Here is a 25,639-nt window from a genome sequence, read left to right as displayed (position 1 = left end):
ACAGGACTATCTTGAAAGATAGCCCTGTATTAGTAATCCTCACTTTAAAACAACTGCTTGTTGCTATTTTGTATCTGCTACTAAAACTTTTATTTATCCCACCACACTTTAGCCGTCCATGTATCACCGCCGGTTAAACTGCTTACACCGGTTTTATAGTTGGTACCGTTGGAAGTAGCTTCTTCAGTGGGATATAGCTGTCTTCTCGGAATAGTGCCGTTGGAAAAATTACCTGTATAAACAACAGGCGTCAAAGCAGGATAACCTGACCTCCTCCAGTTATTCCATGCTTCCACAAAATTCATCAGTATACCGGTGGTAGCCCAGTATTGCTCATTGATCATTTTTAAAGAAGCGGTGGTGGAAGTAATATCCAATGGATTTGCTAACGCATATGCATCGGCAGTCGCTGCACTTATCGTGGCATCAGCGCCAAATACAGCTAATGATTGCAGGGCGGCCGACACTCCGTTCTTGTAATGTGTAATTGCAGTTCCGCCAACACTCCATCCTCTTACTGCGGCTTCTGCCAGCAAAAGCTCTGTTTCCGCATAAGTCAAAACAAATTGCGGACTGTTTAAATTTCCATAAACCGATGTTTTTGGACGGGAATATTTACCAATCGGGGTAAAGTCATTGCCGGTACCTGTGCCACCCGGATAACCCGGAGAATTAGAAATATCAGTAGAGCCGCCGTTCAGGTCCCATCCGCTTGGTAATCCTACCTGAGCAGAGTATGTATTATCACCTGCCAAAGACGAATTTTGATTGGCTGCTAACCCGGCTTGTGATACTTCTGCAATAGCACTTACACGGGGATCGCTGGTGGATTTAAGATAATCTATTAATGTCTTGCTCCATCTTACCTGGTAAAAGTCGGCGGCAGTGACTAATGCACGGGAATTTTCACTGCGATAGCCATTGGCGTTATCTCCTTTAATGTACGCATCATCGGCCACACTTGAAAAAGTTCCTCCCGCCGCTGCTTTTTCTGCATAAGTTTTTGCAGTAGCAGCATCCACTTTTGTCAATCGCATAGCCAGTCTCAACATCAGTGAATAACCGAATTTTTTCCATTTGGCTACATCACCTGCATAAGGAAAAAGGTCAGCAGCAGGTTTAGCTTTTGAGGCATCAAACTTTGAAAGCGCAGCATCCAAATCGCTAAGCATGGCTTTATAAACGTCCTGTTGTTTATCATAAACAGGCAGGCCAACGCCATCAGCACCCTGAAATGCCTGTGAATAAGGACAATCCCCATACAAGTCAGTAATGTATTGTACGCAGAGCACTTTCATTACGGTAGCAGCACTTACAACATTTGCTTTGGCAGCATCGCCGGAGAGGTTTCTTATAATTTCATTTGCAAGGCTGGCTCCTCTGAAGTTAACTCTCCAGCCACGGGCGGCGTAATCATTGGTATTACCAGATGGCACGTATTTATCCATGTTGCTATAGTAGTTGGCCGCACCGGAAGTGGTAGAAGCGAATATTTGTGCCCATCCGCTTTGAAATAATATGGCTCCATTGTAACCGGTAATGGCATTGATGTAGTTGGCCTGGCTGCTGGAAAGAAAATAATCCGAGTTAAAATTTGCAGGCGATGACTGCGTAGGATCGGTGTTTATTTCATCAAAGTTTTTAGTACAACCCGTTTGAAGAGCAAAAACCGCTATGCCTATATATAAGAATGTTTTTTTCATTTTTGTCTTTTTATAGTGTTTAAACAATAGCTCATCCGTCATTTACTATTTTTTAAATGTAAAATTGAGATTGATGCCATACGAACGGGTAGATGGAAGGCTGGTACCTTCTATTCCATAATACCTCACGTTGGAGCCGAACGTAGCTTCAGGATCTATATTATCACTCTTCTTCATCAGTATAGCCAGGTTGCGGGCTACAATTGATGCCCTTATCGATTTGAACAGTTTTAATTTGCTTATAACACTTTGAGGAATGGAATAGCCAAGAGATACCTGGCGCAATTTAATAAAGTCTCCCTCCAGTACATGGGTGGAAGTTACCTGTTGAGCTAAAGATCTATAATATCCTTGTGCGTCAGCCTTGACAGTATTGGTGGCGCCGCTTTCTGTAACACCCGTTGTTATTCCGTCTCTGCCGGTAAGGGTAAGTTTATTTAAACCACGGAAAATAGAATAATAACTGGTAGCGGAAAGTATCTTATTGCCATAATTGTAATCAATGAGGAAAGAGAAACTGAAATCTTTATAAAATAAATCATTATTCAATCCACCATATAAAGTCGGCAATACACTACCCATTTTAATTAACTCTCCACGCATTGGATAACCTGAGCCATCAACAACTATTTGTCCTTTTGAATCACGTTTGTAATCGTATGCTAAAATTTGCGGGCCCGCAAATCCTTTTACAAAAGCTGTAGTAGCATTTCCTAAAGTGGCCCGGTTAGAGCCTTGTCCCAATGAATTACCGGCTTCATCCGTTTCCAGTATTTTATTTTTTACTGAAGTAAGATTTAAAGTAGCCGTCCATGTAAAATCTTTTGTTTTTACCGGTGTGCCGACGATCTGTAATTCCACTCCTTTGTTTTCTGTCACCCCATTAGAAATGTAACCGCTGGTATAACCTGTAGCAATACTGAAATTAGCACCCATAATTTCATTCTTTGTTTTCTTGGTAAAGTATGCAACATCTATATTCAGCCGGTTGTTAAGAAACCTAAGATCGGCGCCAACTTCAACTTCAGTAGTAGTAAACGGCTTTAAAAGCCCGCTTGGTAATGAAGTATTAAAGTTACCCACCGGCACGCCATTGAAATTATTTCCGAGAGAATAATACACATCTGTTTTGTAAGCTTCCGTTACTTCACCGCTGGTTTTAGCATAGGATGCTCTCAGTTTACCGTAGTTAAGATTTTTAATATTCATCAGCTCTGAGAAAATAAAGCTGGCAGATACCGAGGGAACAAATATGTCATTATTATCAACAGGCAGTGTAGAATAAGCGTCATACCGCCCAGTTGTACCTATAGTAAGGAAATTTTTATACGCCAAATCCAATGTGTAATAGGCTGAGTGTGTTTCTATCTTCTCAAATCCGTAACCCCTGCCATAGTTCACCACATTGTTATAACTATATTGATAGGGCAGTATAAAAGGGCCGCCATTTATAGAAACTGATTCAAATTTCTTTTGAAGGAGATTCGCCCCGATAGCGGCGTCAAAACTGATATCATCAGTTATTTTATGAGAAGCTCCGATCAATGCATCTGTATTCAACTCGTACTTTTCAGATGAGCCCAAATTATTAAGACCACCAGCCCTGTTAGTTGAATAAGCAGTTCCCCATGGAGTCACTGAGAATGAGCGGTCATGTAACAGATCATAACCTACACGGCCCTGTGCATACAGCCATTTTGTAAAATTGTATTTAACAGATATGGAAGTAATCAAACGTTTACGGTTAAGATTGTTGATATATTGATTAACCACAAACCATGGATTGGTTACATATTCATCATCGCTGAATTGAATTTCATAACCAGTAGTTGGATCATAACCGGGAGCTAAGACGCTTTGATCAATGTTTGTAGCAAGGAACAAACCATTATTGGCATTCAATGGCCCATCGCTTAACTGTGGCCTGTTCTTTGATTTTTCTTCTATGTAATTGGCTACGATTTTAACCGATAATTTATCAGTGATATTTTGATCAATATTCAGGTTGATCGTATTTCTTTTTATACCACTGTTTCGAACTATGGACTTATTATCGAGGTGAGAAAATGATAAACGGAAAGCACCATTTTCGCCGCCTTTTGAAAGCGCTACTGTGTTTGTAATAGAAGGCCCTGTTCTGTAAAAGTTTTCAAGATTATCCTTTACTGCAGAATAAGCATAAGTTTTACCATCGAATTGGATCACCTGGCTGCCATCTAATTTTGCTCCCCAGCTCATACGGCCTGATTGCTGTGCTGCCGCTACAGTAGCAGGTTTAATACCGCCAACACCCTGGCCATACTCATACTGAAAGTCTGTATTGTCAATAGCCTTATCAACCATGGCGTTTAAATTATACTCTACAGAAAAATCTCCTCTTTTTCCAGATTTGGTCGTGATAAGAATTACGCCGTTTGAAGCTCTTGTACCATAGAGTGCAGATGCAGACTGGCCTTTTAATACAGTCATTGATTCAATATCATCGGGGTTTAAATTGCCGATTCCGTCTCCATTATCAGATCCACCCCATTCACCGGCGCTTCCTCTTTGTGAATTATCCATCGGAATACCATTGATAACAAAAAGCGGTGAACCGGCACCGTTCATACTTGGTAACCCACGCAACAAAAGTTTTACCGTACCACCGGGGCCACCATTGGTACCCCTCACACTTAAACCTGCCACACGGCCGCTTAATGAATTAGCCACGTTGGTTTCTCTTGCCTGGCTTAGCAGATCGCCGTTAACGGTTGTAACAGCATAACCAACTTTTCTTTGCTGCTTGGTGATACCCAACGCTGTTACCACCACTTCACTTAACTCCTGTCCTCCCTGGTCTAAAGAAAAACTAAGGCTACTTTCACTTCCTTGTACTGTTAATGTTTTGGAAGCATAACCAACAGAAGTAAGTTCCAACTGAATAGATCCTGTCGGAACATTTAAAGAAAACGATCCGTTGGCATCGGTAACGGCTTGAATGTTTTTGCCTTTTACTTTAATAGTTGCTGAGGGAATGGCATCACCGGATTTTGAATCTTTCAGATTGCCGGTTATCTGCCTTGTTTGTGCAAATACTGTCGAATGCAGTAACAGCAATGCAATTAGCAGGCGAATACTTCTCATTATGCAATTGGTTTTATGGTGAAAAAAAATCTCAAAGCGGGGAAGTAAATAAGCAGGTACAATGAATAACCTGAATCCAATAGCCGGAAAAAAATACTGCTCCTACCTGCTGCATTTTTTCCGGTTGATTACCTCTCCCGAACTGATAAGTACAGTTTGTCTTGGTTTTGTAACAATAAGTTAATTTTCCATTTATGAATAATTCATAAATGACCAGTATAAATCATTATAATTTAATAAAGGTTCCTGACAGGTTCATAATCCCCCATCTTGCTGAAATAGTCTACTGTTCTGCATCCCGCCTGTTTCATCACAGAAAATCAACAGGGTGCTTTAACCCGATCTCCTCTTTTTTATTCAAAACAGGTAAAATTTTAACCAAAACATGGTTACATTTTTTTTGGCGCAGACACTCTGTAAATTAAGAAACCAAAAACTGCTTATGAAAGTATTGCATACGCATATAACACATGCATTGCATAGCTGTATAGCTGTAATGAAACACAATGAGAAAAGATTCACTTCACCCCTTCACTGTCATCCCGAATTAGAACTTGTCTTTATTAAATCAGGTTCCGGTAAAAAGGTTGTCGGTGATACGATAACCCGGTTTAACACGGGCGACATAGTTCTGGTTGGTTCAGCATTACCACATAGATGGATCTGTGACAATAATGACCTGCCACCGTCTTCCATTGTCGCCTATTTTAACAAAGATGCATTTTCTGAAGATTTTTATGCATTGAAAGAAAGCCAGGAACTGGCCCGCCTGTTTGCAAAAGCAAGCCGGGGTTTAAACATTACAGGCCTTACCCGGCAAATTGTTGGCGCCAAAATGGAAAGGCTTGCTAAGAAAAACGGATTTAAAAAAATAATAGGATTGATGGAAATACTGCACATCATTTCTACTTCAAAAGAAGTTGATTATATCACCAATGATAACAACACATCCCGGTCAAATGACAGTGGGATAGACCGGCTGGCGGAAGTATATCATTATATAGCAGAAAATTTTCAAAAAGATATCAGCCTTCATGAAATAGCTTCCATGGCAAGCCTGACAGAACCTGCCTTTTGCAGGTTATTCAAAAAAAGAACCGGTAAAAGTTTTGTGGAATATGTAAATGAAATAAGAATATCCGCTGCCTGTAAAGACCTTCAGGATACCGATCTGAATATTTCGGCCATATATTCACGTTGTGGATTCAAAACTATTTCCAATTTCAACAAAAGCTTTAAAAAAATAACGGGATTCTCTCCAAAAGAATACCGGCAAAATATGCAGCTAATGCAAAACTGAAGCCCTCACTTCTGTGCAAGCAAAAGATCCGTCAATGTTTATTTTACATCCCAAAATATTTTCCTGTTTCTTGTATCCTTGTCTTTAACCAATAAATAATTGGGATTATACGATGTTTCACTGGCAGGATATAACAGCCTTGATGGAGGCATTTCATAACCCGGCAAGGTTGAAGGATAAAAACTTAGTTGCGGATATTTTGTTCTCCGGCATTCAGACCAGCTTTGCACCGATTGCAGGAAACCATAATGTACCCATTTCTGTACCCATATTTTTTCCAGTTTCTCTTCAGCCGTTCCTCCATAGTTAATAAGGGCGTTTTGCAAAAACAGATCAACCTCCGCATCTGAAGGAGCGGTCAAAGGAGTCCTTGTCGTCATATTCAGGCTGTTTAAGTAATAATAAAAGGCAACAGATTGTTTTATCGCTTTGTCATAAAAGGTTTTCGGATCACCACCACCCCAGCGTTCAAAAGCTTCCGATTTTAAAAAATTTACTTCCGGCGCAGTTATTACAACACCCGGCAATTTATTGTTATATAAAAAAGTAGCTGAATCCAATATTGCATAGTTCCCGATATTGATCTGCTGCTGTTCCATGGGCATATTAACAGTGAGCCCGTTATAATCCGTATTCGGAATAAAAACATCACTTACAGTGCGCCCGTATTTATCAAACATAACAGGTATTCGTGGATCATCCGCTGGCTTCATTACCTTATCCAATAAAAACTCAGGTGCTGAATAATTGGTCAGTTCTGTAAATGCATTGTGCAGATCACCTGTAAAATTGGTTAGTGGTTGCAGCAAAACATCAGTCTCCTTTGGTGTATATCCCGTACCACCATCAATCAATGGATATAAAGAAGGGTTATTCAACATCTTCATTACCTCTGTTTTTGCCATTTCCTGGTCTGAAAAAGAGATACGCATTAGCAACCGCAGCCTTATTGAATTGGCATAGCGTTGCCATTTTTCAAGATCACCGCTTAGTAGTATATCCTGCTTGTTGAATATAAGTTGTGTAGTAGTGGAATGCACCGGATGAGAAAAATAATAAGCGGCTTCATTTAAACCATCCAGGATATTGTTGTATATAGCAGTAGCACTATCAAACTTCGCCATTTTTATTTCGCCCGAGCTATTAAGGCTTCCGGCCTCACTAAAAGGAATATCGCCCCAGCAATCAACCATCTGTGAAGCCTGGTCCAGTAATACAACCTTAGCCGCCGCCAAAAAAACCTTTGCTTCTGTTTGTTGTTGAGGTTCTAAAGAATTATAAGCCGCCTCAATAGAACGATAATGCGCCATGACACCGCCGCCGTTACCTCCGGGCCGGTAAAAATCATTCCAACGATCTTGCGTATAGCTGGGGTTTTGCTGATAAACCGTGTTTGTATTTAAATAGGCGACTGATTGACTATAAACTCCGGTTTGCAGCACAGTGAATGTTCTTATTTCCCAATATGAAGGCCGAACCCGGTCATTGTCGAGCATCTCTGTAAAAAACTTTTCAATAGAAGCCTGGGTTGTCTGATCCGGATTGTAATAAAGCTCTTCGAGCCTTTTTTTACAACCTGCCAGGCTGCATATCAGCCATGCTGCTAAACTTATATGAATCAAAATTCGCCGCATCTGAATAATACTGTTTTTTTTAAAACCCAAGATTAATTGAAAAGCCATAGCTCTTCGTTGCCGCACTGGTACCGTCATCAATACTTTGCCTTGTCCAGTTAGTTCCAATTGTTGCTTCAGGATCAAGATTTTTCAATGTACGCCAGAAATAAAACAGGTTTCTTCCAATCATTGAAAACCTTATCGTATTAAAATGCATTTTGTTGGCAAGCTTTGCAGGCAATGTATAGCTGATCACCGCTTCTCTCATTTTAATATAACTATTCTTGTAAACAGCACCTTCTTCATTCAGGGCGGCGGGCCCCCATCCAAACATGTTCATATAATAATAGGCTGCATCTACGATCATGGCATTATCTTTTCCAGCAATAGTTGTTCCTTTTAAAATAACCCCATCATGATACACTTTACTACCATTTGGCGCCAGCGATTGATGACTGTTTAATAAAATTTTTTCGCCGTTACTATTAAAGTAATAAGGCAAACCCCCATGTTCTTCATCACGGTATTGTAGAGTGCTTTCATAGATCCCTGCACCTAAATTATATTTTAAAGCAGGTGATACCAACTGACCACCCAAACGGTAGTCAACCATAAAATTGAATGCAATGTTTTTATAAATAAACGTATTGGCAATCCCTCCTGTCAGCTTTGGCATCACGTTACCAACTTTTACATATTTGGTATTATCAATTACATATAAGCCATTAGAACCTACTACGTAATTTCCAGCCTGGTCTGTCATCCGCGGATGCACATAAATATCACCTACAGCTTTTCCTTCTTCAGCCACAATTCGAATCGCATTTTGTTCCCCTTCATAATAGACTATCTGTTTAACAGCACCATCCAGTTGGCGAACCACCGTGTGGCCTATTGCCATATTCATCCGGGCATTCCATTTAAAATTCTTTTTTTTCATCGCCACCAGATCCAATCCCAGCTCAACCCCGTCGCTTTGCAGCTTGCCTGCATTGACCAGTTTTGAAACAGCACCAGTACTCGCCGGAACGGTCAATTGTATTATCTGATCAATCGTCCGGCTGTTGTAATAAGTGAGATCAATACCAAGTCTGCATTTAAACAATTTCGCTTCAAGCCCAAATTCCGTTTCGTATTTATTCTCGGGTCTTATATTATTATTGCCTGCATTGATCTGTGTACTAAGTGATGCAACGGGCCCGTTAACAGTCGACAGGGTTGTTTGTGTATAAGCTATCCCCGAAGCGTAGACCGGTGGAGCATTACCTACTATACCATAGGAGGCTCTCAGTTTTCCAAAATTAATAAACGAAGGCATTTTAAAGGCATCGCTAAAAACAAAGCTTGTATTTACCGAAGGGTAGAAATAACTGTTATTACCGGGTGGTAGTGTTGAAGAATATTCTTGCCTGGCTGTTCCTTCCAGGAATAAATAGTTTTTATATCCTGCATTAAAAAAACCAAGAAAAGCATATTTGAGAATAGAACTCCGGTTAGCATTAGCAATGATTGGGCTAAATGAGTTATTGAGGCTGAACCAATTTTCTTTTATCAGTCCCCCGCTTGTATTGGAAACCTGGTCATAATATTTTTCATTTCTTGCCTGGTAACCACCATTAAAAGAAATATCCAGGTTCTTGTTAACCTTCCTGGCATAGGTAAACAAAATGTCTCCATAAAAAATAGAATACCTTCCATCCGATACTGTATATGATCCTGTGCTATTAACGGTGTTAAACGCAAGCGGGTATTCATTGTAATTTTTCCCTTCTATATTCAGATTAGTATAATCGTTGCCAATTCTTCCCCTGATGTGCATCTCTTTGTTAATATCATAATTTAAAGTAATGCTGCTTAACAACCTGTTTTGGCTTTCATCTTCGCTATTACGCAACTGGGTCCATAGCAGATCAAGGGTTTCATTTTTCATTTCATAACTCAATGCCTCAGCCGGATTGCGTTGCTGCTGATCCCAGGGTACCCATTTATACCCCTGCGATGTTTTATATTTATTAAACATAAGAGCCACATCTTCCGCCCGGCTGAAAAAACCTGAATAGGAAGCAATGACCCTGGTAAGCTGGTAAGGACGATTATGTACTTTGCTGTTTATGTAGCTTACCACAACATCGGTGCTTAGCTGATTATTTATTTTAAAACTGCTATTAATATTAAAAGTATTGCGTTGCAATCCACCGCCAACCTGTATTCCTTTATAATCATTTCTCGTGTATGAAAAGCGATAGGAGGCTTTCTCTGACTGATGAGATACGGCCGCATTTAAAATAGAATTAAAACCGGTACGGTACAGGTTTTTATAATTATCGGGCTGGGGTGAATAAGAACGCATTTCACCATCCCACCAGGGCACAATCTGCCCCTCCATTTTGGGTCCAAATTGTGCATAGGAACGGAAATTGGGCCGAACGCTTTCGTTGATACGATCATTATTAAGGTCTGCTTCTATCCATCCTTCCTCTGTAGCCCCTTCTGATAAATTAGTGGTTCGGTCAGCCCCGGGGCCATATACATTCTGGTATTTTGGTAAAAAAGCAACCTGCTCAATATTGTTGGTGTAGTTTATCTCTACGCCCAAACCCTTTTTATTATTACCTTTTTTTGTAGTGATCACTACAACTCCGCTTGCTGCTTCAGATCCATATAAAGCTGTTGCACTGGCCCCTTTTAAAATGGTGAGTGTTTCAATATCGGCGGGGTTAATGTCAAGAATCCCATTTCCCCGGATACGCGGATCATTCCAGTAGCTATCATTATTAATTCCTTTTATTCCTTTTTCATTGGCATTCCTGATCACTATTCCATCCACCACGTACAACGGCTGGCTGTTATAATTAAGTGAATTCAGCCCTCTTACCTGTACCTGTACCGCACTGGTAGCACCGCCCGGCGCTGTACTGATTTTAACTCCGGCCGCTTTACCATACAGGGCCGAAGCAAAATTGGTATTGCCCGAAGCTGTAAGATCTTCAGCGGTGATAGTGTTAGCAGAATAGCCTACCGATCTTTGTGATTTTTTTACTCCTAATGAGGTTATGATGACCTCATCCATCTGCTTATCCGCCACCGATAGTTTTGTCGTTAAAAATCCAGGAATATCATTTTCAATTGTTATCTCCTTTTTTTCATATCCGACAAAAGAAAAGATCAATACATCACCCAGGTTGCCGGTGATATCAAATTCTCCATTGCCATTTGTGACTATCCCTTTGGCGGTACCTTTTATAAGTACACTAACATTGGCTAACGGAACGCCATCTGTAGTAGTTACTTTACCCCGGATAAAACGTGTTGTTGTGCCCGATTGCTGATTGCCGGTCTCCAGTATCTGGTTGGACATCTCCGGATCATTGGTAGCGATTTCTATGGAAGAAGTTCCCGTTGATTTGTCCTTAAGAGGCAGTATGATAAAGGTTTTTGTGCCTATTTTTTTGAAGCTGAGATCTGTGTTTTTCAATAAGGCATGCAGTATTTGCTCGACCGGCTGTTTATAATCCATAACCGGATCAACCAGGATATCTCCAAATGATTTGTCGGAAAAAAGAAAATAAATACCTTTTGTTTGATTAAGCTGTCGCAGCGCATTAAAAAGTGTCTGCTTTTCTAGCTGAAGATTCGGAGGAATGTTTTTTTCTGCAGATGATTTAGCCTCTGCTTGCCGCGATTTTTTTTTATTAAGCGCCAATACAGCCTGTGCTTCAACTTTGTTGAAAAAAACTAAAATACTTACCGGCAAATACAACAAGAAGAAAAATGCCAGTTTTTTTTCCCTCATAAAGCAGTTTTGAGCAGTCAATTGTTCATCGGCGCCTTGTTTTGATCAAAATATCCTGGTCAGTTTTTATGATCTCATAGTTTTTCGCAGTTTCAAGTAACTGCAGAAAAATATCCAGGTTATCGTTGGGCAAAATGCCAGAGATAGTGTCAGTAGCAATAGCATCATTTTCAAACCTCACGTTGAAACCATATAGCTCCCTGATGTTGGCTCCCACTTCTTTCATCGGCGTCTTCTCAAAAATAAATTTACGGTCTTTCCATGCTAAAACCTGAATATCTTTTGCCGGTTTTTTTTGCAACCGGTCGTTAGTGAACTCAACAAAATCACCGGGCTTCATCGATGTCTCAGTTCCATTGGAAGCACGGATAAGAACGCTGCCTTCCTTGAGTAATACATTCGTTTTCTCATTCCTGTTTACAACATTAAACTCAGTACCGGTTACGATAATATCAAAATGACCTGTATGAACAACAAACCTGCTTTTCTTAGGAGTCTTCTCCACCTGGAAGAAAGCCTCGCCTTTTACCCATATTTCCCTATCCTTTCCTTTTCCCCAGCTTTTGCCATAGGTTACTTCACTATTAGCATTTAAGGTAACCTGTGAGCCATCGGGCAAAGATTCTTTCCTGATTTCTGCATATCTTGTTTCAATAACAGGTTTCCCCGGCTGAAAATATTTATATAATCCAAAGCCAACTGTCACTAAAATAATTGCGGCAGCAACCCACCGCAACAATTGTCGCCTACCCTTTAAAGGCACCAGTTGTGCCGTGGGACGTGGATTAAATTGATTGATCCTTTCAAAAAGCCTGCTTTCGGCTTTATCAGTATCTATTGCGGTTCCACCTTCTTTGATTTTTATCGCTTCTAATATTTCTACAGCCTCATCCACCAGTTTTTTTTGTTCAGGGTCATTCTTTACAAGGTTATCCCAAAAAACTATTTTAGTCTGATCCGTTTTAAAATACCAGGCCAGGAAGCCATCATCGCACAATAACTCATCAATATTTTTGATATTCATCGCCATAATACGTATTTCGCTGCTAAAAATAGTACCTGAACGGGAACTTTTGTAACTAATTTTTTATATGATTTTTTATTTTGCTACACGAAACCTGCGAGATAAGTTAGATTTGGGGTTTTAAGGCCAAAACCAGATGAGAATATTGTGATTAGTAATAAGCCTGATACTGCATTATGGGAATCCTATAAACAGGGTGATACCGAATCTTTTGGAAAGCTATTCCGAAGGTATTATCAGCCACTTTTTCAATTTGGAAGCAAATTTTCTTCCGAACAGGACTTGCTCGAAGATTGTATCCAGGAATTGTTTGTAGAATTATGGCAAAACAAAAGCCAGACAAAAGTACAGTCGGTAAAGGCGTATTTGTTTAAAGCGATTAAGTATAAATTATTCCGGGCACTCCAAAAAAAATCCGGCCTTGCACTTACAACCATTCATGAGGAAACCGGATTTGAATTCAGTCACGAAACCTTGCTCATCAGCAAACACGATAGTGAAGAAAAAACTGCAAGAGTAATTGCCGCCATGCAGCAACTCTCCAACCGGCAAAAAGAAATCATTTATCTTAAATTCTACCAGGAGCTCAATTATGAAGAAGTAAGTGAAATAATGGGGATCAACTACCAGGTGGCACGCAATCTTTTTCATCAATCACTAAAAGCGCTTCGAAAATTATTATCTCCTGAATAAAATAAATGAATTTAACTGGTTACAAAATATCATTTGCCTATACTCTTCAGGACAATCGATTCCGCAAATAAATATTATCAATGGCCTTCCGGCCTTCGCTCATTTTAATATCTTCGAATCCTGAATAAACTGAAAATAAAAAGAAATGGCAAAAAAAGTCTCTTCGATTAATCTCATTGACAGTTTTGAAAAAATTGCAGTAAAAATTCACCCCGATCTCAAACAAGGTTCTTTAGCCGTTGCAAAAGAAATAGCCAACCTGATTCGTGAGAAACAAAAGAAAAATGAAACCTGTGTGTTAGGTCTCGCAACCGGCTCCACTCCCAAAACATTATATGCTGAACTGGTACGGATGCACAAGGAAGAAAAGCTGAGTTTTAAGAATGTAGTCACCTTCAATCTCGATGAATATTATCCGATCGACAATGATGCATTGCAAAGTTATAACCGCTTCATGAAATCGAACCTTTTTGATCATGTTGATATAAAACCAAAAAATATTCATATTCCGAACGGTGAGATAAAAAAAGAAGATATCAAACTCCATTGCAGTCAATACGAGAAAATGATTGAAGAAGCGGGAGGCATCGATTTGCAAATACTGGGCATTGGTAATAATGGGCATATTGGATTTAACGAACCGGGCTCCGGCATTTATTCGAAAACCAGACTGATCACTCTTGATAACTCTACCCGCATTGCAAACTCGTATGAATTTGCCAACATTTCACAAGTCCCCCGCCTGGCGATCACGATGGGTATAAGCACGATCCTGAAATCGAAAAAGATCATCCTGATGGCCTGGGGACCTGCCAAAGCCCCGGTTATTAAAAAAGCGGTTGAAGAAGAAGATACCGAACAAGTGCCTGCTTCGCTGTTGCAGAATCATGATGATGTGACCTTCCATATGGACGAAACTGCTGCTGCTGAATTGACCAGGAATAAATCGCCGTGGCTTACCGGCGACTGCGACTGGACACCTGTAATGGTAAAGAAAGCGGTGGTAAATATGGCTTTGAAATTAAAGAAGCCTTTGCTCAGTCTTACAAACAGCGACTATAATGAATATGGCCTCAGTGATTTACTGGTTGAAAAAGGAGATGCCTATGAAATAAACCTGCAGGTTTATTATATGCTGCGTGACACTATTACCGGGTGGCCAGGTGGCAAACCCAATGCGGTAATACCAGCCCACCCTGAACGTTCATCACCTTACCCCAAAAAAGTGATTCTCTTCTCTCCGCATCCTGATGATGATATTATCAGTATGGGTGGTACGTTTCAGCGATTGCACGACCAGGGGCATGACGTACATGTAGGTTACCAAACATCTGGCAATATTGCGGTGACGGACGAATTTGTAACCCGATTTTTGGACTTTGCTGTGGGGTTTGAAGAAATAGCGGGCATCGATACCGATAAATCTGGCAAGATTCTCAATGCCGCCCGAAAATTTATTGCCACCAAAAAGTCCAACCAGATCGATACACCTACTATCCGGTCTATAAAAGGATTGATCCGTCGCTGTGAAGCGAAAGCTACTTGTCGCTACGTTGGTATTCCCGATGAAAACATCCACTTCCAAAATCTTCCTTTTTATGAAACCGGCACGATCGAAAAAAAGCCAATGAGTGAAAAGGATGTAAAAATCACAATGGAATTATTACGGAAAATACAACCACAACAGGTTTATTGCGCCGGCGACTTTGCTGATCCACATGGCACGCACCTGGTCTGCTTTAATATTGTATTGGAATCGTTGAAGAGAATCAAAGCAGCCGGTGATGAATGGATCAATGATTGTTGGTTGTGGTTGTACAAAGGAGCATGGCAGGAATGGAACATCGAAGAAATTGAAATGGCCGTACCCATGAGTCCTGACCAGGTGATGAAAAAACGTTTTGGTATTTTCATTCACCAATCGCAAAAAGATTCAGTACCCTTCCAGGGGAGTGATTCGAGAGAGTTTTGGCAGCGGGCAGAGGAAAGAAATGCCGCTACAGCGAATTTATATGCAGACCTTGGGTTGACTCATTATGCGGCTATCGAGGCATTTGTACGCTGGCATTATTAGCAGTGATGATCCCAACACACAGATCCCAACTTCAACCGTAAAAACACCGTGTCTGGAAGTTGGGATTTTAACATTTGGGATTTATAAATTCCAGTATATCTTCACAAAAAAAATTGCTTATGTCACTATTTAAATCTGGTAATCCCACGCTGAAAGAATCGGCTTTTGAAGGCACCATTTTACAGGGTATCTCCACTGGTGAAGAAATGTCGGTGAGAGGCACCATGAACAAATTTGGTTTCCTCTTCCTGATGATGATGGGCACTACTTTATTAGCCTGGACACAATTTTACAAAGGAAGTAACCCACTGCCATTAATGCTCATAGGTGTGTTTGGCGGATTGGCATTGGCACTTTTAATGGCTTTTAAAAAACAATGGTCGCCCTATATTGCTCCTGCCTTTGCTTTGTTGGAAGGTCTTTTTGTAGGATCGGTTTCTGCTTATTATGACTATGCATTCGCTACAAGTTATCCCGGTATCGTAATGCAGGCAGTAGGTTTAACCCTGATAGTGGCACTCGTAATGTATGTGCTGTATCAAACCCGTGTTATTAGAGTAACTGATAAATTCAGATCGATTATTACTATCGCTACTATCAGTATCGGCGTGTTTTATCTTATCAAATGGATTGCATCCCTTGCATTTGGGGCAACAATCGGCGCCTTCACCAATGCCAGCACTCCGCTGGGTATCGGCTTTTCTATCGTGGTTGTATGTTTGGCAGCATTAAATCTGTTGTTAGACTTCGACATGATCGAAAAAGGAGTAGAAGCGAAAGCTCCAAAATACATGGAATGGTATGGCGCCTTTGGTTTGTTAGTAACACTGGTTTGGCTTTACCTGGAGATATTAAGATTACTATCTAAATTAAAAGACAGGTAAAATAAATAAAGTAAATAACATTCAGAGCCGTTCTTCACCGAACGGCTTTTATTTTGAATTATGTTCCTCAGCCAGTTTATTTTCTTCAATCGTTGGAATCCCGGGCAGCGGCTCCGCATTTTCTATAAACTCATTCATATATATTTTAAACAGCACAATTATATAGCTGACGAGCAGCGGACCAAATATCAAACCAATAAAACCAAACAAACCCAGCCCAACCAACACACCCAATATGGTGACCACCGGATGCACATCTCCCATTCTTTTCAACAAGGTGATCCTGGCCAAATAATCGACATTGCCAGTAACAAGCACACTGTATAGTAATAAGCCGGTTGCCTGCCATGTGTCGCCGATTGCATAAGTATAAATTACCAATGGCACCCATACTATCATTGTTCCCACGACAGGGAAAAATGCAAAGACACCGGTCAGAAAACCCCACAAGCCCCATTCGTTCACACCAAAAATGAAATAACCCAGCGTAGCAGTAAGACCCTGGATAATTGAAATAAGCGGTATCCCCAGCGCATTAGCTCTTACTATCCTTTTAGTTTCCGAAGCAAGCATGTTGATATTTTCCGGCTTTAGGGGGATAAGTCTGCTTAGCATTCGTTCTATTTCCCGCCCATTGCATAACATATAATATAGCACAAACAGCATGATGGCGAGATTCGAAATAAGATTGGCTGTACTGTTCAAAAGAGTAGGTATAAATGCGGTTAACTTACTCAGGAAATTGCTAAGATTAGCTTCTGAAAATATTTTGAATCCGATTTTTTGCTGAATCGTAGTGATAGAATTTTGAGCTGATTCGATCATCGCATTTGGGTTTTCCAGGAATGCATTGATCTTTGGGCTAATCAACGAAACGGCAAGGAATATCGGGAGCCCAATTAAAAAAAGATAATAAATAATAAACAAGCCGGCCGCCCTTCCGGCCTTCCATTTTCGATTATACACCAACTGAAAATAATTGGCCCGGCTTAGGATGTATAACGTCAACGCTCCCAGCAAACCTGGCAAAAAAAGGGACAGCTCCTTTACTACAAGCCATACAAATAAAAGAATGAGGGATAAGAGTAGTACTTGTTTGATCCGGTTGTTAAAGCTTGGCATAAGGGATACTAAGATAAAGCATTACTGATGCAAAAAGAATGCTAACCCTAAAACCCGGCGTGTTTTTTTCACTTCCCTATTATGGAACATTGATAACAGGTAACTCGCTTTTTCCAACTACAGAACCGATCGGAAATTTATCAGCAGCAATTCATTTAAACAGCAATCCTTCATTCACCTGCCTTGGGATGCGATCTTTAAAAGTGTAAAAGAGCCGGCAGGTATAAAAAAATAAATTTACAGCACCACTCCCACCCTGATGGCCTTTAAGCCGGCCACACCCTGCAATTCTTCAAGTTCAAGTTTTTCAAGATCATCAGCTAAGATATTTTGCTGTTGCAGGTATTTGATATAGCCAATGTATTCATTCGCCTCCTTCTGGCTAAAATACACCAGTGCAATTTTTCCAGGTTGTGTCAACCGTTCATTGCTACCGTTGATATTTACCTTATCAATTCTCTTTTTCACGATATGATACCGGATATTATAAGCTCCCTCAACGTCGAACCGCTTTTCATCCCTTCTGAATTTTATATCAATAGCCTGCGAATGAATAAATATCAGCTGTGTTGTTTCAATAGGCCGGGTCAACTGCGATTTCAGCGCATGTGTATATTTTGCGATAGTAGCCATTGAAGTAAGCTGCAACAATCGCAGGTTCTTTAAATAAATATCACTAAATGGCTTGTCAGGAGCGATGGATTGCCCAATATAAATATCATACTCCACGCCATCAGTTCTCACTTTTTCAAAGTAAGATGGATAAGCCTTTTGAATTTCATCCTTCATCATTTCCATGTAATCATTGACGGCCGCAATGACCGTTGACATTGATTTTTCCAGTTGCAGCCGGTTTTCATAAGCAATACCTTCCAGGGGATCGATAGCGTCAAAATAATTATCAATGATGGAAGCAAATGCAGGATTTCCCAGCTTAAAATCCGACAGGAATGGAATTATATCATTTTCCAGGAAGTCATTCAGTTTCACTTCCTGGCTGAAACCCTCGGGATTATTTATAAGTTCCAGCCATTTGGCTGAGGAGAATAATTTCTCATCTATCAGACCAAATTCTGTCTCTTCTTTTAATTTTTCAAGCGCATCAATCAGTATGGAAAACTGTACGCCCAGGTCTTTTTGCAAAGCTTCGTTACGCTGAACCGTAGAATTTCTTATGTCCACGGCGCCATACAATGGAAAAACTTTTTCAAAAAAGATATCTTCCGTTTCTGTTACATTTTTTTGCTTTTTTGCGCTCAATAAATAATGCCACGCTACTTCATTGAACTTCCACTGCACTGATGATTGCAGCGAAGTAAACCGCTCCTTCACTACCTGGTCGATGCTTCCATTAAATTCATCAATACTGTTTTTCAACAACTGGGCAATCAATGGCATGGCGGGTTCCAGTTTTGAAAGCAAGCTTTCATTCAACAAGTCTTTTTGCTTAGAATATATTTCAAGCACCCCCGCCAGTGAATTATTGAAGAATACCGGAGACAAAGCATAAGACTGAATGCCTTTTGCCTTTAACATTTTCAGGTAAGAGTGACGTTCATCGTGTTCGGCTTCAATATCCCTGAAAAAAATCAGTTTGGGGTTCTTAAAATAACTTTCTACCAATCCCATGTACGCATCTTCAGCTCCACCCTTTTCTTTGGCAACACTTATTAATTTGCTGTTCGTGCAGGCGCTATCACTAAAAACCAGTTTATTGTTCACCTTCAATACCGGCAGCAGACCAAATTCAACATTATTGTTTCCGACCAAAGTCTTCAATGAATGCACTACATCCGAATATTCTCCTGAATTATATACCGACCGGTTTAGCAAGGCTTTTTTTATGTTCTCGATTGAATGCTCCGTGGTAACATCATGAACATTGTTGATGGCAAATCCCTCGAAACGAAACATATTTAAAGGCAGCTTCGTTTGCAGGAAAGCCAGCATTTCCTCCTTGTCATAAGATCCCGGATGAAAATCAGCTATTTTTAGTTCGGGTAACGGCTGTGTTGTATGTATCTCGACAAACCGGGTGTCTAAGTCCAGGCAATAATATTTTTCAAGACCTGTTTCCTCATCCCGTAAAGAATGGATGATATCACGGCTTAAAAAGGTGGAGATGCCATAACATTTTTCGAGAATCAGGGAGTAAGTGAATTCCAGTTGGCTTCGCCTGATCTCTTCCGGACTTTTGCTGGCAATGCTTTTACGCAATTCGCCGGTAGCAGGATTAGCCACCAATTCATAATAGGCATTCGTATAATAAAACACTACTGGCTTCAGCGGCAAACATAAGGCCCACCGGTGTGTCAGTTCGTCTTCGATGATGGGCGAAACAATGCTGTAGATCAGGATCAGCAGATCCCCGTAATCCTTTACCTTATCAAGATCAATCGCACCATAAAGTTCGGGCCGCTTGTCAAATTGTTCGATTACGTATTGAAAAAAATGGTCTTTCTTGCAGTTAGTCGTCCCTCTTTTTTTTAAATAATCAATAAATGGCCTGAAGCTAAGAGTGATCTCCGGTCCTTCTTCAGCCCCGGTAAGCGGAGCCATATATAATACATTCGTAAGCATATAGTCAAAATCTCATCAGTTGTAACGGTCATCTTTTATACCGATAGTTTTATTTAGAACGAACAAACTTCAGGATATTTCCCTGCGAAAAATCGTCTCCTTCGTTGGAAATATACAGGTTACCTTTTTCATCAAAAGCAATTCCCTCGGGTTGGTTGAAGATATTGCTGTTTAAAAAACAGGTTTCTTTGATCTTCCAGTTTTCATCGGCCACCACCAGTAGTTTGTTGACAGCGGAAATCATAAACCACTCGCCGGTAACAGGATTTTTGGCTAAGCCGGAAGGCCGGAATCCCCGCTTGACCTTACCGGTTATATTTTTAATTTCTTCTACATTGACATGAAAACTTCCCTGCGGCAATATAGAGTCACCGAGTTGAAAAATATAGCCTGTTACCTGTGTCTTTGAATCATCATCTTTACAGTTTTTACAAATTATATACAATTTACCCGTGGCATCATCGCCATACATTCCTTCGTATTCACCTTCCGGCAACAATTCTTTTATTTCCTTTACACTATCCACTTCTTCATAAATCGCATCTGCTAAAGAAAAATAGAACAAGGTGCCATTACTTTTCAATATCACTACCTTGTCTTTAAGGACAGCCACATCCTCATAATCGCTTTGCTTGCCAAACTTTGCATTGTACTGCTTTTTTACTCCCCATGCCAGCCTGAAAACTCTTCCCTGCTCATCCTGTATTGCATAAATGCTGTCACTCTTGCCCGGCCTGAAAGTAATTCCGGATATCTCCAGCAAGCTCTCAGGCATTAAGAATTTTTCAGGATCATTGATCGCATAATGTTTTATCGACCTTTCATTTTTTGCCTCTGAAGAACAACCTGTTACCAGTACCCCTGCCAGCATGCAGGCAATAATGGATTTATTACTGAAATAAAACATACAAGCTTACCAATTTGTTTAAAAGAAAACCGCCGCTACTATAAAGGCAAATACAGAAGCCACAATACCATACATAAATACGTTATATCCTTTTCGCAGGAGACTATATTTTTTTCCCAACACAATACCCTGCGAATAAAGATCCCTTGTAAGACTACCATATAAAAAATCCCGGTCGTTCATCATCTCCCGCATGCCCACGTCATATTCATCAAAACTCATTTTGTAGTAATTCCCAAAAAAGAGGAGGTTTACTTTTCGGGTGTCAATTTCTTCCTGGGTAAAACGTCCCGGCGGCAAAGTGGGCCTTGTAGCTAATATGGAAAAAACCATTGTTATCACGCATACCGTTAATAATAATAATGTCGGAAAAATGAGCTGGGGATTATCTTCCAACTTCCTTAGTAACACACTCAGCAATACAGAGATGATAATAGAAGTAGTAGTGATCATGATATGAGCTTTATTGTCCGCCATATCACTTAAACGCTGGTGGTTGGTGGAACTGATCCGGAACATAGTCTCTATGCCCCGTTCGGGCCGGTCCACTTTTTGTTTTTTTGTATTACCTCCCGGTTGTTTCCCGTCCGTCGTTTTTTCGATTGCCTGCTCTTTTATAGACGGGGGTACGTCGACCCCATCCGCTTTCAATTTATTTCTGAGCTTCTGCATGTTCTCTTCTTTTTTGGCTTGCAATAAATTTCGACCAAAGTCAGTTTGAAAGTGATGCGCCTGCATAAAGGCGATAGTACTTAGTCTCCAGTCATCTTTTGAGATCTTCTTTCCCATCCTCCACTCTGCTTCGGTCCGCATCAGCTTATTGCGCCGGGCAAAATCATCGGTACCGAAATGATAGAGGTCAGCATCGCAAACAATTTGCTCCAGCAGGTTCTTCGGGTTTTGCGGCATGCGGGTAGCCAGGATGCAATCCTTTACAGCATTGACAATATCCTGTTCTACGCCCCTTTCACTTAAAAAGCCTGCAGCAAGATCACCGCCCCTCATTTCATGACCGGCAGGCTCGCCATTACAATAGCCCGTGTCATGAAACCAGGCCGCTGTTGTAATGATAAAAAGATCCTTTTCATCCAGCTTGTAGTGCTCACCGATATGCACTGCATTTGAAACCACGGCCTCCGTATGAGAAAGATTGTGGTAAACAAATTTTTCACTCCCCTTATTTTTATAAAAATGAATCACATTTTGTCTTACCTGTTCCTGGAGTTCCTTGTAACTCATAATGGTTTCTTTGCTTATCGTAAAATTGGGTAATAAAATATTACTTTGTTTCAACCAGCCGGAAAAACTTTAAAAAACTTCCTTATTTAATGAAGACGGCGACAAATTTTAGCTCACTATATTGGGAGGAGGCAAATCTTATTTGTGATCGCAATAACCAGGTGATACAAAAAGCCTTCTTTGGAAGAAGGCTTTAAAAATTGTTGAGTGACCCCGTCAGGATTCAAACCTGAAACCTTTTGATCCGTAGTCAAATGCTCTATTCAATTGAGCTACGGGGCCTATTTTTTTATCTCAATTCCCGAACTCAACCTGAAACCTTCCCGACAGTATCGTCGGGATGCTCTATTCAATTGAGCTACGGGGCCAATGGGCGGCAAAAATAAAGGAAAAATGGTTTCAGGCAAAAACAAATTCCGTCATAAGGGCTATTTTTTTAATCTCCATGGCCAGGATTCTCCCAATCATTTAGCAGATATTCTTTTCCAGCTTTGGATCAATTCTTTCCCCTGGTTATTTTGGCCGGTAATTCTTATTTCTTCATTAGTCAACACGGTAATCGTCGCCGCTTTATATAATGTTTGACTATTACACGCATCAACCAGGTTGCTGAAAGAAAATGCGCCGCTGCCGGTATTCTTCACTCCTTTCCAAAGTATATCATTTTGGCGAAGACAAAGGTTATTATTACTTAGTGATTTAACAGAACCATCTGCGATGCCCGGAAAAACAGTCACCACCGACCCGGACAGGCTGTTATTGTCACTGGCACTGGTCAGTTGCCAATTGCCATTCAAAGAAAAGATGCCGCCACTGGTGTTGGTTGGTAGTTTTTTAAGCTCATCACAACCAACAAAAAGAAATAGTAAGGCGATAAGGGCAAGGAAGATAGTTTTCATTTATTGCTATGTTTTTTTTATTCTTTCATTTTTTGTGCCAACTTTTGTTGTTTGAATTAATCATCAAAACATGAAAATTCAGTTTTGGAGTATCGGTAAAACAAACGAGGCTTATGTAAAGCAGGGCGTGGAAGATTTTACTAAAAGGATTTCCAATTATTTTAAAGTCGAATGGAATATCATCCCGGTTCCGAAGAATGCAGGTATGTTAAGTGAAATGGACCTGAAAAAAAAAGAGGGAGAACTGATCCTGGAGTGGCTCGATAAAGATGACTATTTAGTGCTGCTGGATGAAAGGGGAAAGCAACTTACATCGGAAGGCTTAGCTGAATTTTTACAGGCAAGAGCCAATGAAAGCACCAAAAAAATTGTATTCCTGATTGGCGGAGCTTTTGGTGTAGCAGATACAGTTTTTAAAAGAGCAAACTACAAATGGAGTTTGTCCCAATTGGTTTTCCCTCATCAATTGGTTCGCCTTATACTGGCCGAGCAGATTTACCGGGCCTGCACTATTTTAAAGAATGAAAAGTATCATCACAGGTAGCGGCAGAACTGAAAAGTCAAAAGTCAAAAACAGGCCACTATCAATTTTTGTCTTTTCAACGTTCACTTTTCTCTTTTCTCTTTTTTCCACTTGTTTGTTTACATTTATCCAATGGAATTGTCAATCACACTTATCATAGTTATTATTACGGTCGTTGTTTCTATCGGTGCATTTAACAATCAAAAGACCATGGATGATTTGATATTTTATCCACCGGCGGTGAGCCGGCGCAATCAATGGTATCGCTTTTTTAGTTGCGGGCTCATACATGCCGACTGGGGACATCTTATTTTTAATATGCTTGCATTGTACCTGTTCGGAAAAAATGTAGAAACATATTTCACCCTGACTATTGGTAGCCTTGGGAAGATTTTATACCTCATTATGTACGTTTCGGCCTTAGCTGTTTCTATTTTCCCAACTTATTATAAACATAAAGACGATTATCATTACAAAAGTTTGGGAGCGTCAGGCGCTGTATCGGCTGTTGTTTTTTGCGGAATACTTTTCGATCCGATAACCGGGATTGGGCTTTTCTTTATTCCCATTTACATAGCAGGCTTTCTTTTTGGTTTTATCTACCTTCTTATTTCGCATTACCTGGACAGGCGTGGTGAAGGACACATCAACCATTCGGCGCACCTTTACGGCGCCTTGTATGGATTAGCTTTCACGATTGTGGCAGCGAAATTGTTTTCTGAATATCCCGTCGTAACTGCCTTTATTGACCAGATCAGGAATACAAATCCAAAGGACTTTATCCAGTTTGGAAGATATTAGCGGTTAATTTCAACACTGTTTTTGTATTGTCAGTAATCTTAAATCTCTCATCAATCCGGTAGCCTACTACCCAAATGATTTTTTTATCCATTTCAATCACCCAGGCATTTTCTTTATCTGTCTTTGAAAGTTTTCGGTCAATAAAAAACCGGGACAACTTCTTTTTTTTCATCATTCCCAGCGGATAGAAATAGTCGCCCTGCTTCCACTTTCTGAGAAGCATCGGAAATTTTATTTTGTCAGCATCGAGCAAAGCAACTGAGTTGGCAGTTTGCAGTTGATAATGAGCGATAGCCGAAGTATTGGCAATTAAAGTCGTTTCGAGTTGAAGGTTGCCAATTGCAAATTGCCAATTGCCAACTGCATCAATGATAACTATATCTCCCTTGTTCGTCTCATTTGGCGCAATAATCAGCCATTGCCGGTTTTTAATAATACGGTGGGACGGAGATTGCACATATTTCCCGGAATCACTATCCAACAAATTCATGATATCCGGCAACTGGTGAGCAGTAAAGCCATACTCTTTGATAATCTCATAAAGCACGGAGTGAAGCGAAGGCGTTTTTTTTAATTTTAAAACAGGCAGGTGAATCTCATTGGCTTCCTGCTCCACTAATTTCTTTTTATGAACAGCCACGGCTTGCTGGTAAAGTTGTTCTACTTCCCTGAAGCGACTGATATTGGCAATCATATTTTCATTAACGCCGGGAAAAGACTTTTCGATCAGTGGTATTAACTGGTTACGAAAATAATTCCTTGTATAATCATCATGCTGATTGGTATAATCCTGCACAAAGGCCAGATTGCTTTCTTTCAAAAAGCCTTCGAGATCCTTTCGTCGTGCAAAAAGTAAGGGCCGCACGATATGTTCATGTTTAGGTTCAATACCCCTTATACCTTTGATACCCGTTCCCCGAAAAAAATTCATGAGCACGGTTTCTATATTGTCGTCAGCATGATGCGCTGTCAGGATAAATTGATAGCCCTTTTCTGCCCTTATTTTTTCAAACCATTCGTAACGAAGCCCCCGTGCTGCTTCCTGTGTGGATACCCGTCGTTCTTTAGCGATATCCTTTGTGTCAAATTTGATTACATGAAAATTGACTCCATATTTCGCAGCCAGGCCACCCACGAATCTTTCATCCCGTTCACTGTCCTCACCTCTCAACTGAAAATTACAATGGGCGATGCCAAATTCGTAACCTGCCTGTTTACATAGTTCGCACAACACAACAGAATCTATGCCACCACTAACGGCAAGCAACAATTTATCTTTTGAAGAAAAAAGATCGTTCGATGAAATATAATTTTTGAATTGTGTAACCAGCTCCATTTTCAAATTTTCAAATTTGCAC

At 40.4% G+C, this 25,639-nt stretch carries 17 protein-coding genes and 1 tRNA gene; 6 read left to right on the top strand and 12 right to left on the bottom strand.

Annotated elements, in window-relative coordinates:
- Nucleotides 1–89: 89 nt before the first annotated feature.
- Entirely contained in the window at nt 90–1,703 is a 1,614-nt protein-coding gene (locus tag P2W73_RS19285) for a SusD/RagB family nutrient-binding outer membrane lipoprotein (protein WP_276503731.1), read from the bottom strand.
- A gap of 45 nt (nt 1,704–1,748) precedes the next feature.
- Entirely contained in the window at nt 1,749–4,826 is a 3,078-nt protein-coding gene (locus tag P2W73_RS19280; protein WP_276503730.1) for a SusC/RagA family TonB-linked outer membrane protein, read from the bottom strand.
- A 442-nt stretch (nt 4,827–5,268) separates the two neighbouring features.
- Between P2W73_RS19280 and P2W73_RS19275 the strand changes: the two genes are divergently transcribed.
- A complete protein-coding gene (locus tag P2W73_RS19275; protein WP_276503729.1) occupies nt 5,269–6,126 on the top strand; it encodes an AraC family transcriptional regulator in 858 nt (285 codons plus the stop codon).
- A 38-nt stretch (nt 6,127–6,164) separates the two neighbouring features.
- On the opposite strand, the gene P2W73_RS19270 is transcribed toward P2W73_RS19275, so the two are convergent.
- The 3 genes from P2W73_RS19270 to P2W73_RS19260 are packed head-to-tail and all read right to left on the bottom strand — an operon-like array spanning nt 6,165 to nt 12,565.
- Complete coding sequence (locus P2W73_RS19270; RefSeq protein WP_276503728.1) at nt 6,165–7,760, bottom strand: SusD/RagB family nutrient-binding outer membrane lipoprotein; 1,596 nt, start codon at nt 7,758–7,760, stop codon at nt 6,165–6,167.
- Between the two features lie 19 nt (nt 7,761–7,779).
- On the bottom strand, nt 7,780–11,535 hold the full coding sequence (locus tag P2W73_RS19265) for a SusC/RagA family TonB-linked outer membrane protein (RefSeq protein WP_276503727.1): 3,756 nt from the start codon (nt 11,533–11,535) through the stop codon (nt 7,780–7,782).
- Between the two features lie 25 nt (nt 11,536–11,560).
- Entirely contained in the window at nt 11,561–12,565 is a 1,005-nt protein-coding gene (locus P2W73_RS19260) for a FecR family protein (protein WP_276503726.1), read from the bottom strand.
- Nucleotides 12,566–12,706: 141 nt separating this feature from the next.
- On the opposite strand from P2W73_RS19260, the gene P2W73_RS19255 reads away from it, so the two are divergent.
- From P2W73_RS19255 to P2W73_RS19245, 3 genes are all read left to right on the top strand, one after another.
- A complete protein-coding gene (locus tag P2W73_RS19255; protein WP_276503725.1) occupies nt 12,707–13,252 on the top strand; it encodes an RNA polymerase sigma factor in 546 nt (181 codons plus the stop codon).
- A 145-nt stretch (nt 13,253–13,397) separates the two neighbouring features.
- Nucleotides 13,398–15,326, top strand: coding sequence for a glucosamine-6-phosphate deaminase (nagB, locus tag P2W73_RS19250; protein WP_276503724.1), 1,929 nt, complete (start codon nt 13,398–13,400; stop codon nt 15,324–15,326).
- A gap of 119 nt (nt 15,327–15,445) precedes the next feature.
- Nucleotides 15,446–16,210 (top strand): Bax inhibitor-1/YccA family protein, encoded by a 765-nt coding sequence (locus P2W73_RS19245; RefSeq protein ID WP_276503723.1) that lies wholly within the window; start codon nt 15,446–15,448, stop codon nt 16,208–16,210.
- 48 nt (nt 16,211–16,258) lie between these two features.
- Here P2W73_RS19245 and P2W73_RS19240 read toward each other — a convergent pair whose 3' ends face one another.
- The 6 genes from P2W73_RS19240 to P2W73_RS19215 form a co-directional block, all read right to left on the bottom strand.
- The gene (locus P2W73_RS19240) at nt 16,259–17,332 is read right to left on the bottom strand and encodes an AI-2E family transporter (protein WP_276503722.1); all 1,074 of its coding nucleotides are present in this window, start codon (nt 17,330–17,332) and stop codon (nt 16,259–16,261) included.
- A gap of 237 nt (nt 17,333–17,569) precedes the next feature.
- The gene (locus P2W73_RS19235) at nt 17,570–19,912 is read right to left on the bottom strand and encodes a GAF domain-containing protein (protein WP_276503721.1); all 2,343 of its coding nucleotides are present in this window, start codon (nt 19,910–19,912) and stop codon (nt 17,570–17,572) included.
- 49 nt (nt 19,913–19,961) lie between these two features.
- Nucleotides 19,962–20,819, bottom strand: a complete 858-nt coding sequence (locus P2W73_RS19230; RefSeq protein WP_276503720.1) for an SdiA-regulated domain-containing protein — start codon at nt 20,817–20,819, stop codon at nt 19,962–19,964.
- Nucleotides 20,820–20,837: 18 nt separating this feature from the next.
- A complete protein-coding gene (locus tag P2W73_RS19225) occupies nt 20,838–22,058 on the bottom strand; it encodes a Pycsar system effector family protein (protein WP_276503719.1) in 1,221 nt (406 codons plus the stop codon).
- A gap of 208 nt (nt 22,059–22,266) precedes the next feature.
- A tRNA-Arg gene (locus tag P2W73_RS19220) sits at nt 22,267–22,340 on the bottom strand.
- A gap of 182 nt (nt 22,341–22,522) precedes the next feature.
- Nucleotides 22,523–22,957, bottom strand: coding sequence for a hypothetical protein (locus P2W73_RS19215; protein ID WP_276503718.1), 435 nt, complete (start codon nt 22,955–22,957; stop codon nt 22,523–22,525).
- Between the two features lie 70 nt (nt 22,958–23,027).
- Between P2W73_RS19215 and P2W73_RS19210 the strand changes: the two genes are divergently transcribed.
- Complete coding sequence (locus P2W73_RS19210; RefSeq protein ID WP_276503717.1) at nt 23,028–23,501, top strand: 23S rRNA (pseudouridine(1915)-N(3))-methyltransferase RlmH; 474 nt, start codon at nt 23,028–23,030, stop codon at nt 23,499–23,501.
- A 111-nt stretch (nt 23,502–23,612) separates the two neighbouring features.
- On the top strand, nt 23,613–24,281 hold the full coding sequence (locus P2W73_RS19205) for a rhomboid family intramembrane serine protease (protein ID WP_276503716.1): 669 nt from the start codon (nt 23,613–23,615) through the stop codon (nt 24,279–24,281).
- Here the strand turns inward: P2W73_RS19205 and tilS are convergent.
- A complete protein-coding gene (gene tilS, locus P2W73_RS19200; protein WP_276503715.1) occupies nt 24,259–25,617 on the bottom strand; it encodes a tRNA lysidine(34) synthetase TilS in 1,359 nt (452 codons plus the stop codon). The genes P2W73_RS19205 and tilS overlap by 23 nt on opposite strands.
- Between the last annotated feature and the right edge of the window lie 22 nt (nt 25,618–25,639).

This window comes from Terrimonas pollutisoli, from assembly GCF_029360765.1.
Lineage (GTDB): Bacteria > Bacteroidota > Bacteroidia > Chitinophagales > Chitinophagaceae > Terrimonas_B > Terrimonas_B pollutisoli.
The sequence above is the reverse complement of the archived record's forward strand: the minus strand, read 5'-3'. Positions and strand labels throughout refer to the sequence as shown.

What these genes read in the sequence shown, in the direction of transcription:
- P2W73_RS19285 (WP_276503731.1), bottom strand. Translation starts at nt 1,703, where the DNA reads ATGAAAAAAACATTCTTATATATAGGCATAGCGGTTTTTGCTCTTCAA.
- P2W73_RS19280 (WP_276503730.1), bottom strand. Translation starts at nt 4,826, where the DNA reads ATGAGAAGTATTCGCCTGCTAATTGCATTGCTGTTACTGCATTCGACA.
- P2W73_RS19275 (WP_276503729.1), top strand. Translation starts at nt 5,269, where the DNA reads ATGAAAGTATTGCATACGCATATAACACATGCATTGCATAGCTGTATA.
- P2W73_RS19270 (WP_276503728.1), bottom strand. Translation starts at nt 7,760, where the DNA reads ATGCGGCGAATTTTGATTCATATAAGTTTAGCAGCATGGCTGATATGC.
- P2W73_RS19265 (WP_276503727.1), bottom strand. Translation starts at nt 11,535, where the DNA reads ATGAGGGAAAAAAAACTGGCATTTTTCTTCTTGTTGTATTTGCCGGTA.
- P2W73_RS19260 (WP_276503726.1), bottom strand. Translation starts at nt 12,565, where the DNA reads ATGGCGATGAATATCAAAAATATTGATGAGTTATTGTGCGATGATGGC.
- nagB (WP_276503724.1), top strand. Translation starts at nt 13,398, where the DNA reads ATGGCAAAAAAAGTCTCTTCGATTAATCTCATTGACAGTTTTGAAAAA.
- P2W73_RS19245 (WP_276503723.1), top strand. Translation starts at nt 15,446, where the DNA reads ATGTCACTATTTAAATCTGGTAATCCCACGCTGAAAGAATCGGCTTTT.
- P2W73_RS19240 (WP_276503722.1), bottom strand. Translation starts at nt 17,332, where the DNA reads ATGCCAAGCTTTAACAACCGGATCAAACAAGTACTACTCTTATCCCTC.
- P2W73_RS19235 (WP_276503721.1), bottom strand. Translation starts at nt 19,912, where the DNA reads ATGCTTACGAATGTATTATATATGGCTCCGCTTACCGGGGCTGAAGAA.
- P2W73_RS19230 (WP_276503720.1), bottom strand. Translation starts at nt 20,819, where the DNA reads ATGTTTTATTTCAGTAATAAATCCATTATTGCCTGCATGCTGGCAGGG.
- P2W73_RS19225 (WP_276503719.1), bottom strand. Translation starts at nt 22,058, where the DNA reads ATGAGTTACAAGGAACTCCAGGAACAGGTAAGACAAAATGTGATTCAT.
- P2W73_RS19215 (WP_276503718.1), bottom strand. Translation starts at nt 22,957, where the DNA reads ATGAAAACTATCTTCCTTGCCCTTATCGCCTTACTATTTCTTTTTGTT.
- P2W73_RS19210 (WP_276503717.1), top strand. Translation starts at nt 23,028, where the DNA reads ATGAAAATTCAGTTTTGGAGTATCGGTAAAACAAACGAGGCTTATGTA.
- P2W73_RS19205 (WP_276503716.1), top strand. Translation starts at nt 23,613, where the DNA reads ATGGAATTGTCAATCACACTTATCATAGTTATTATTACGGTCGTTGTT.
- tilS (WP_276503715.1), bottom strand. Translation starts at nt 25,617, where the DNA reads ATGGAGCTGGTTACACAATTCAAAAATTATATTTCATCGAACGATCTT.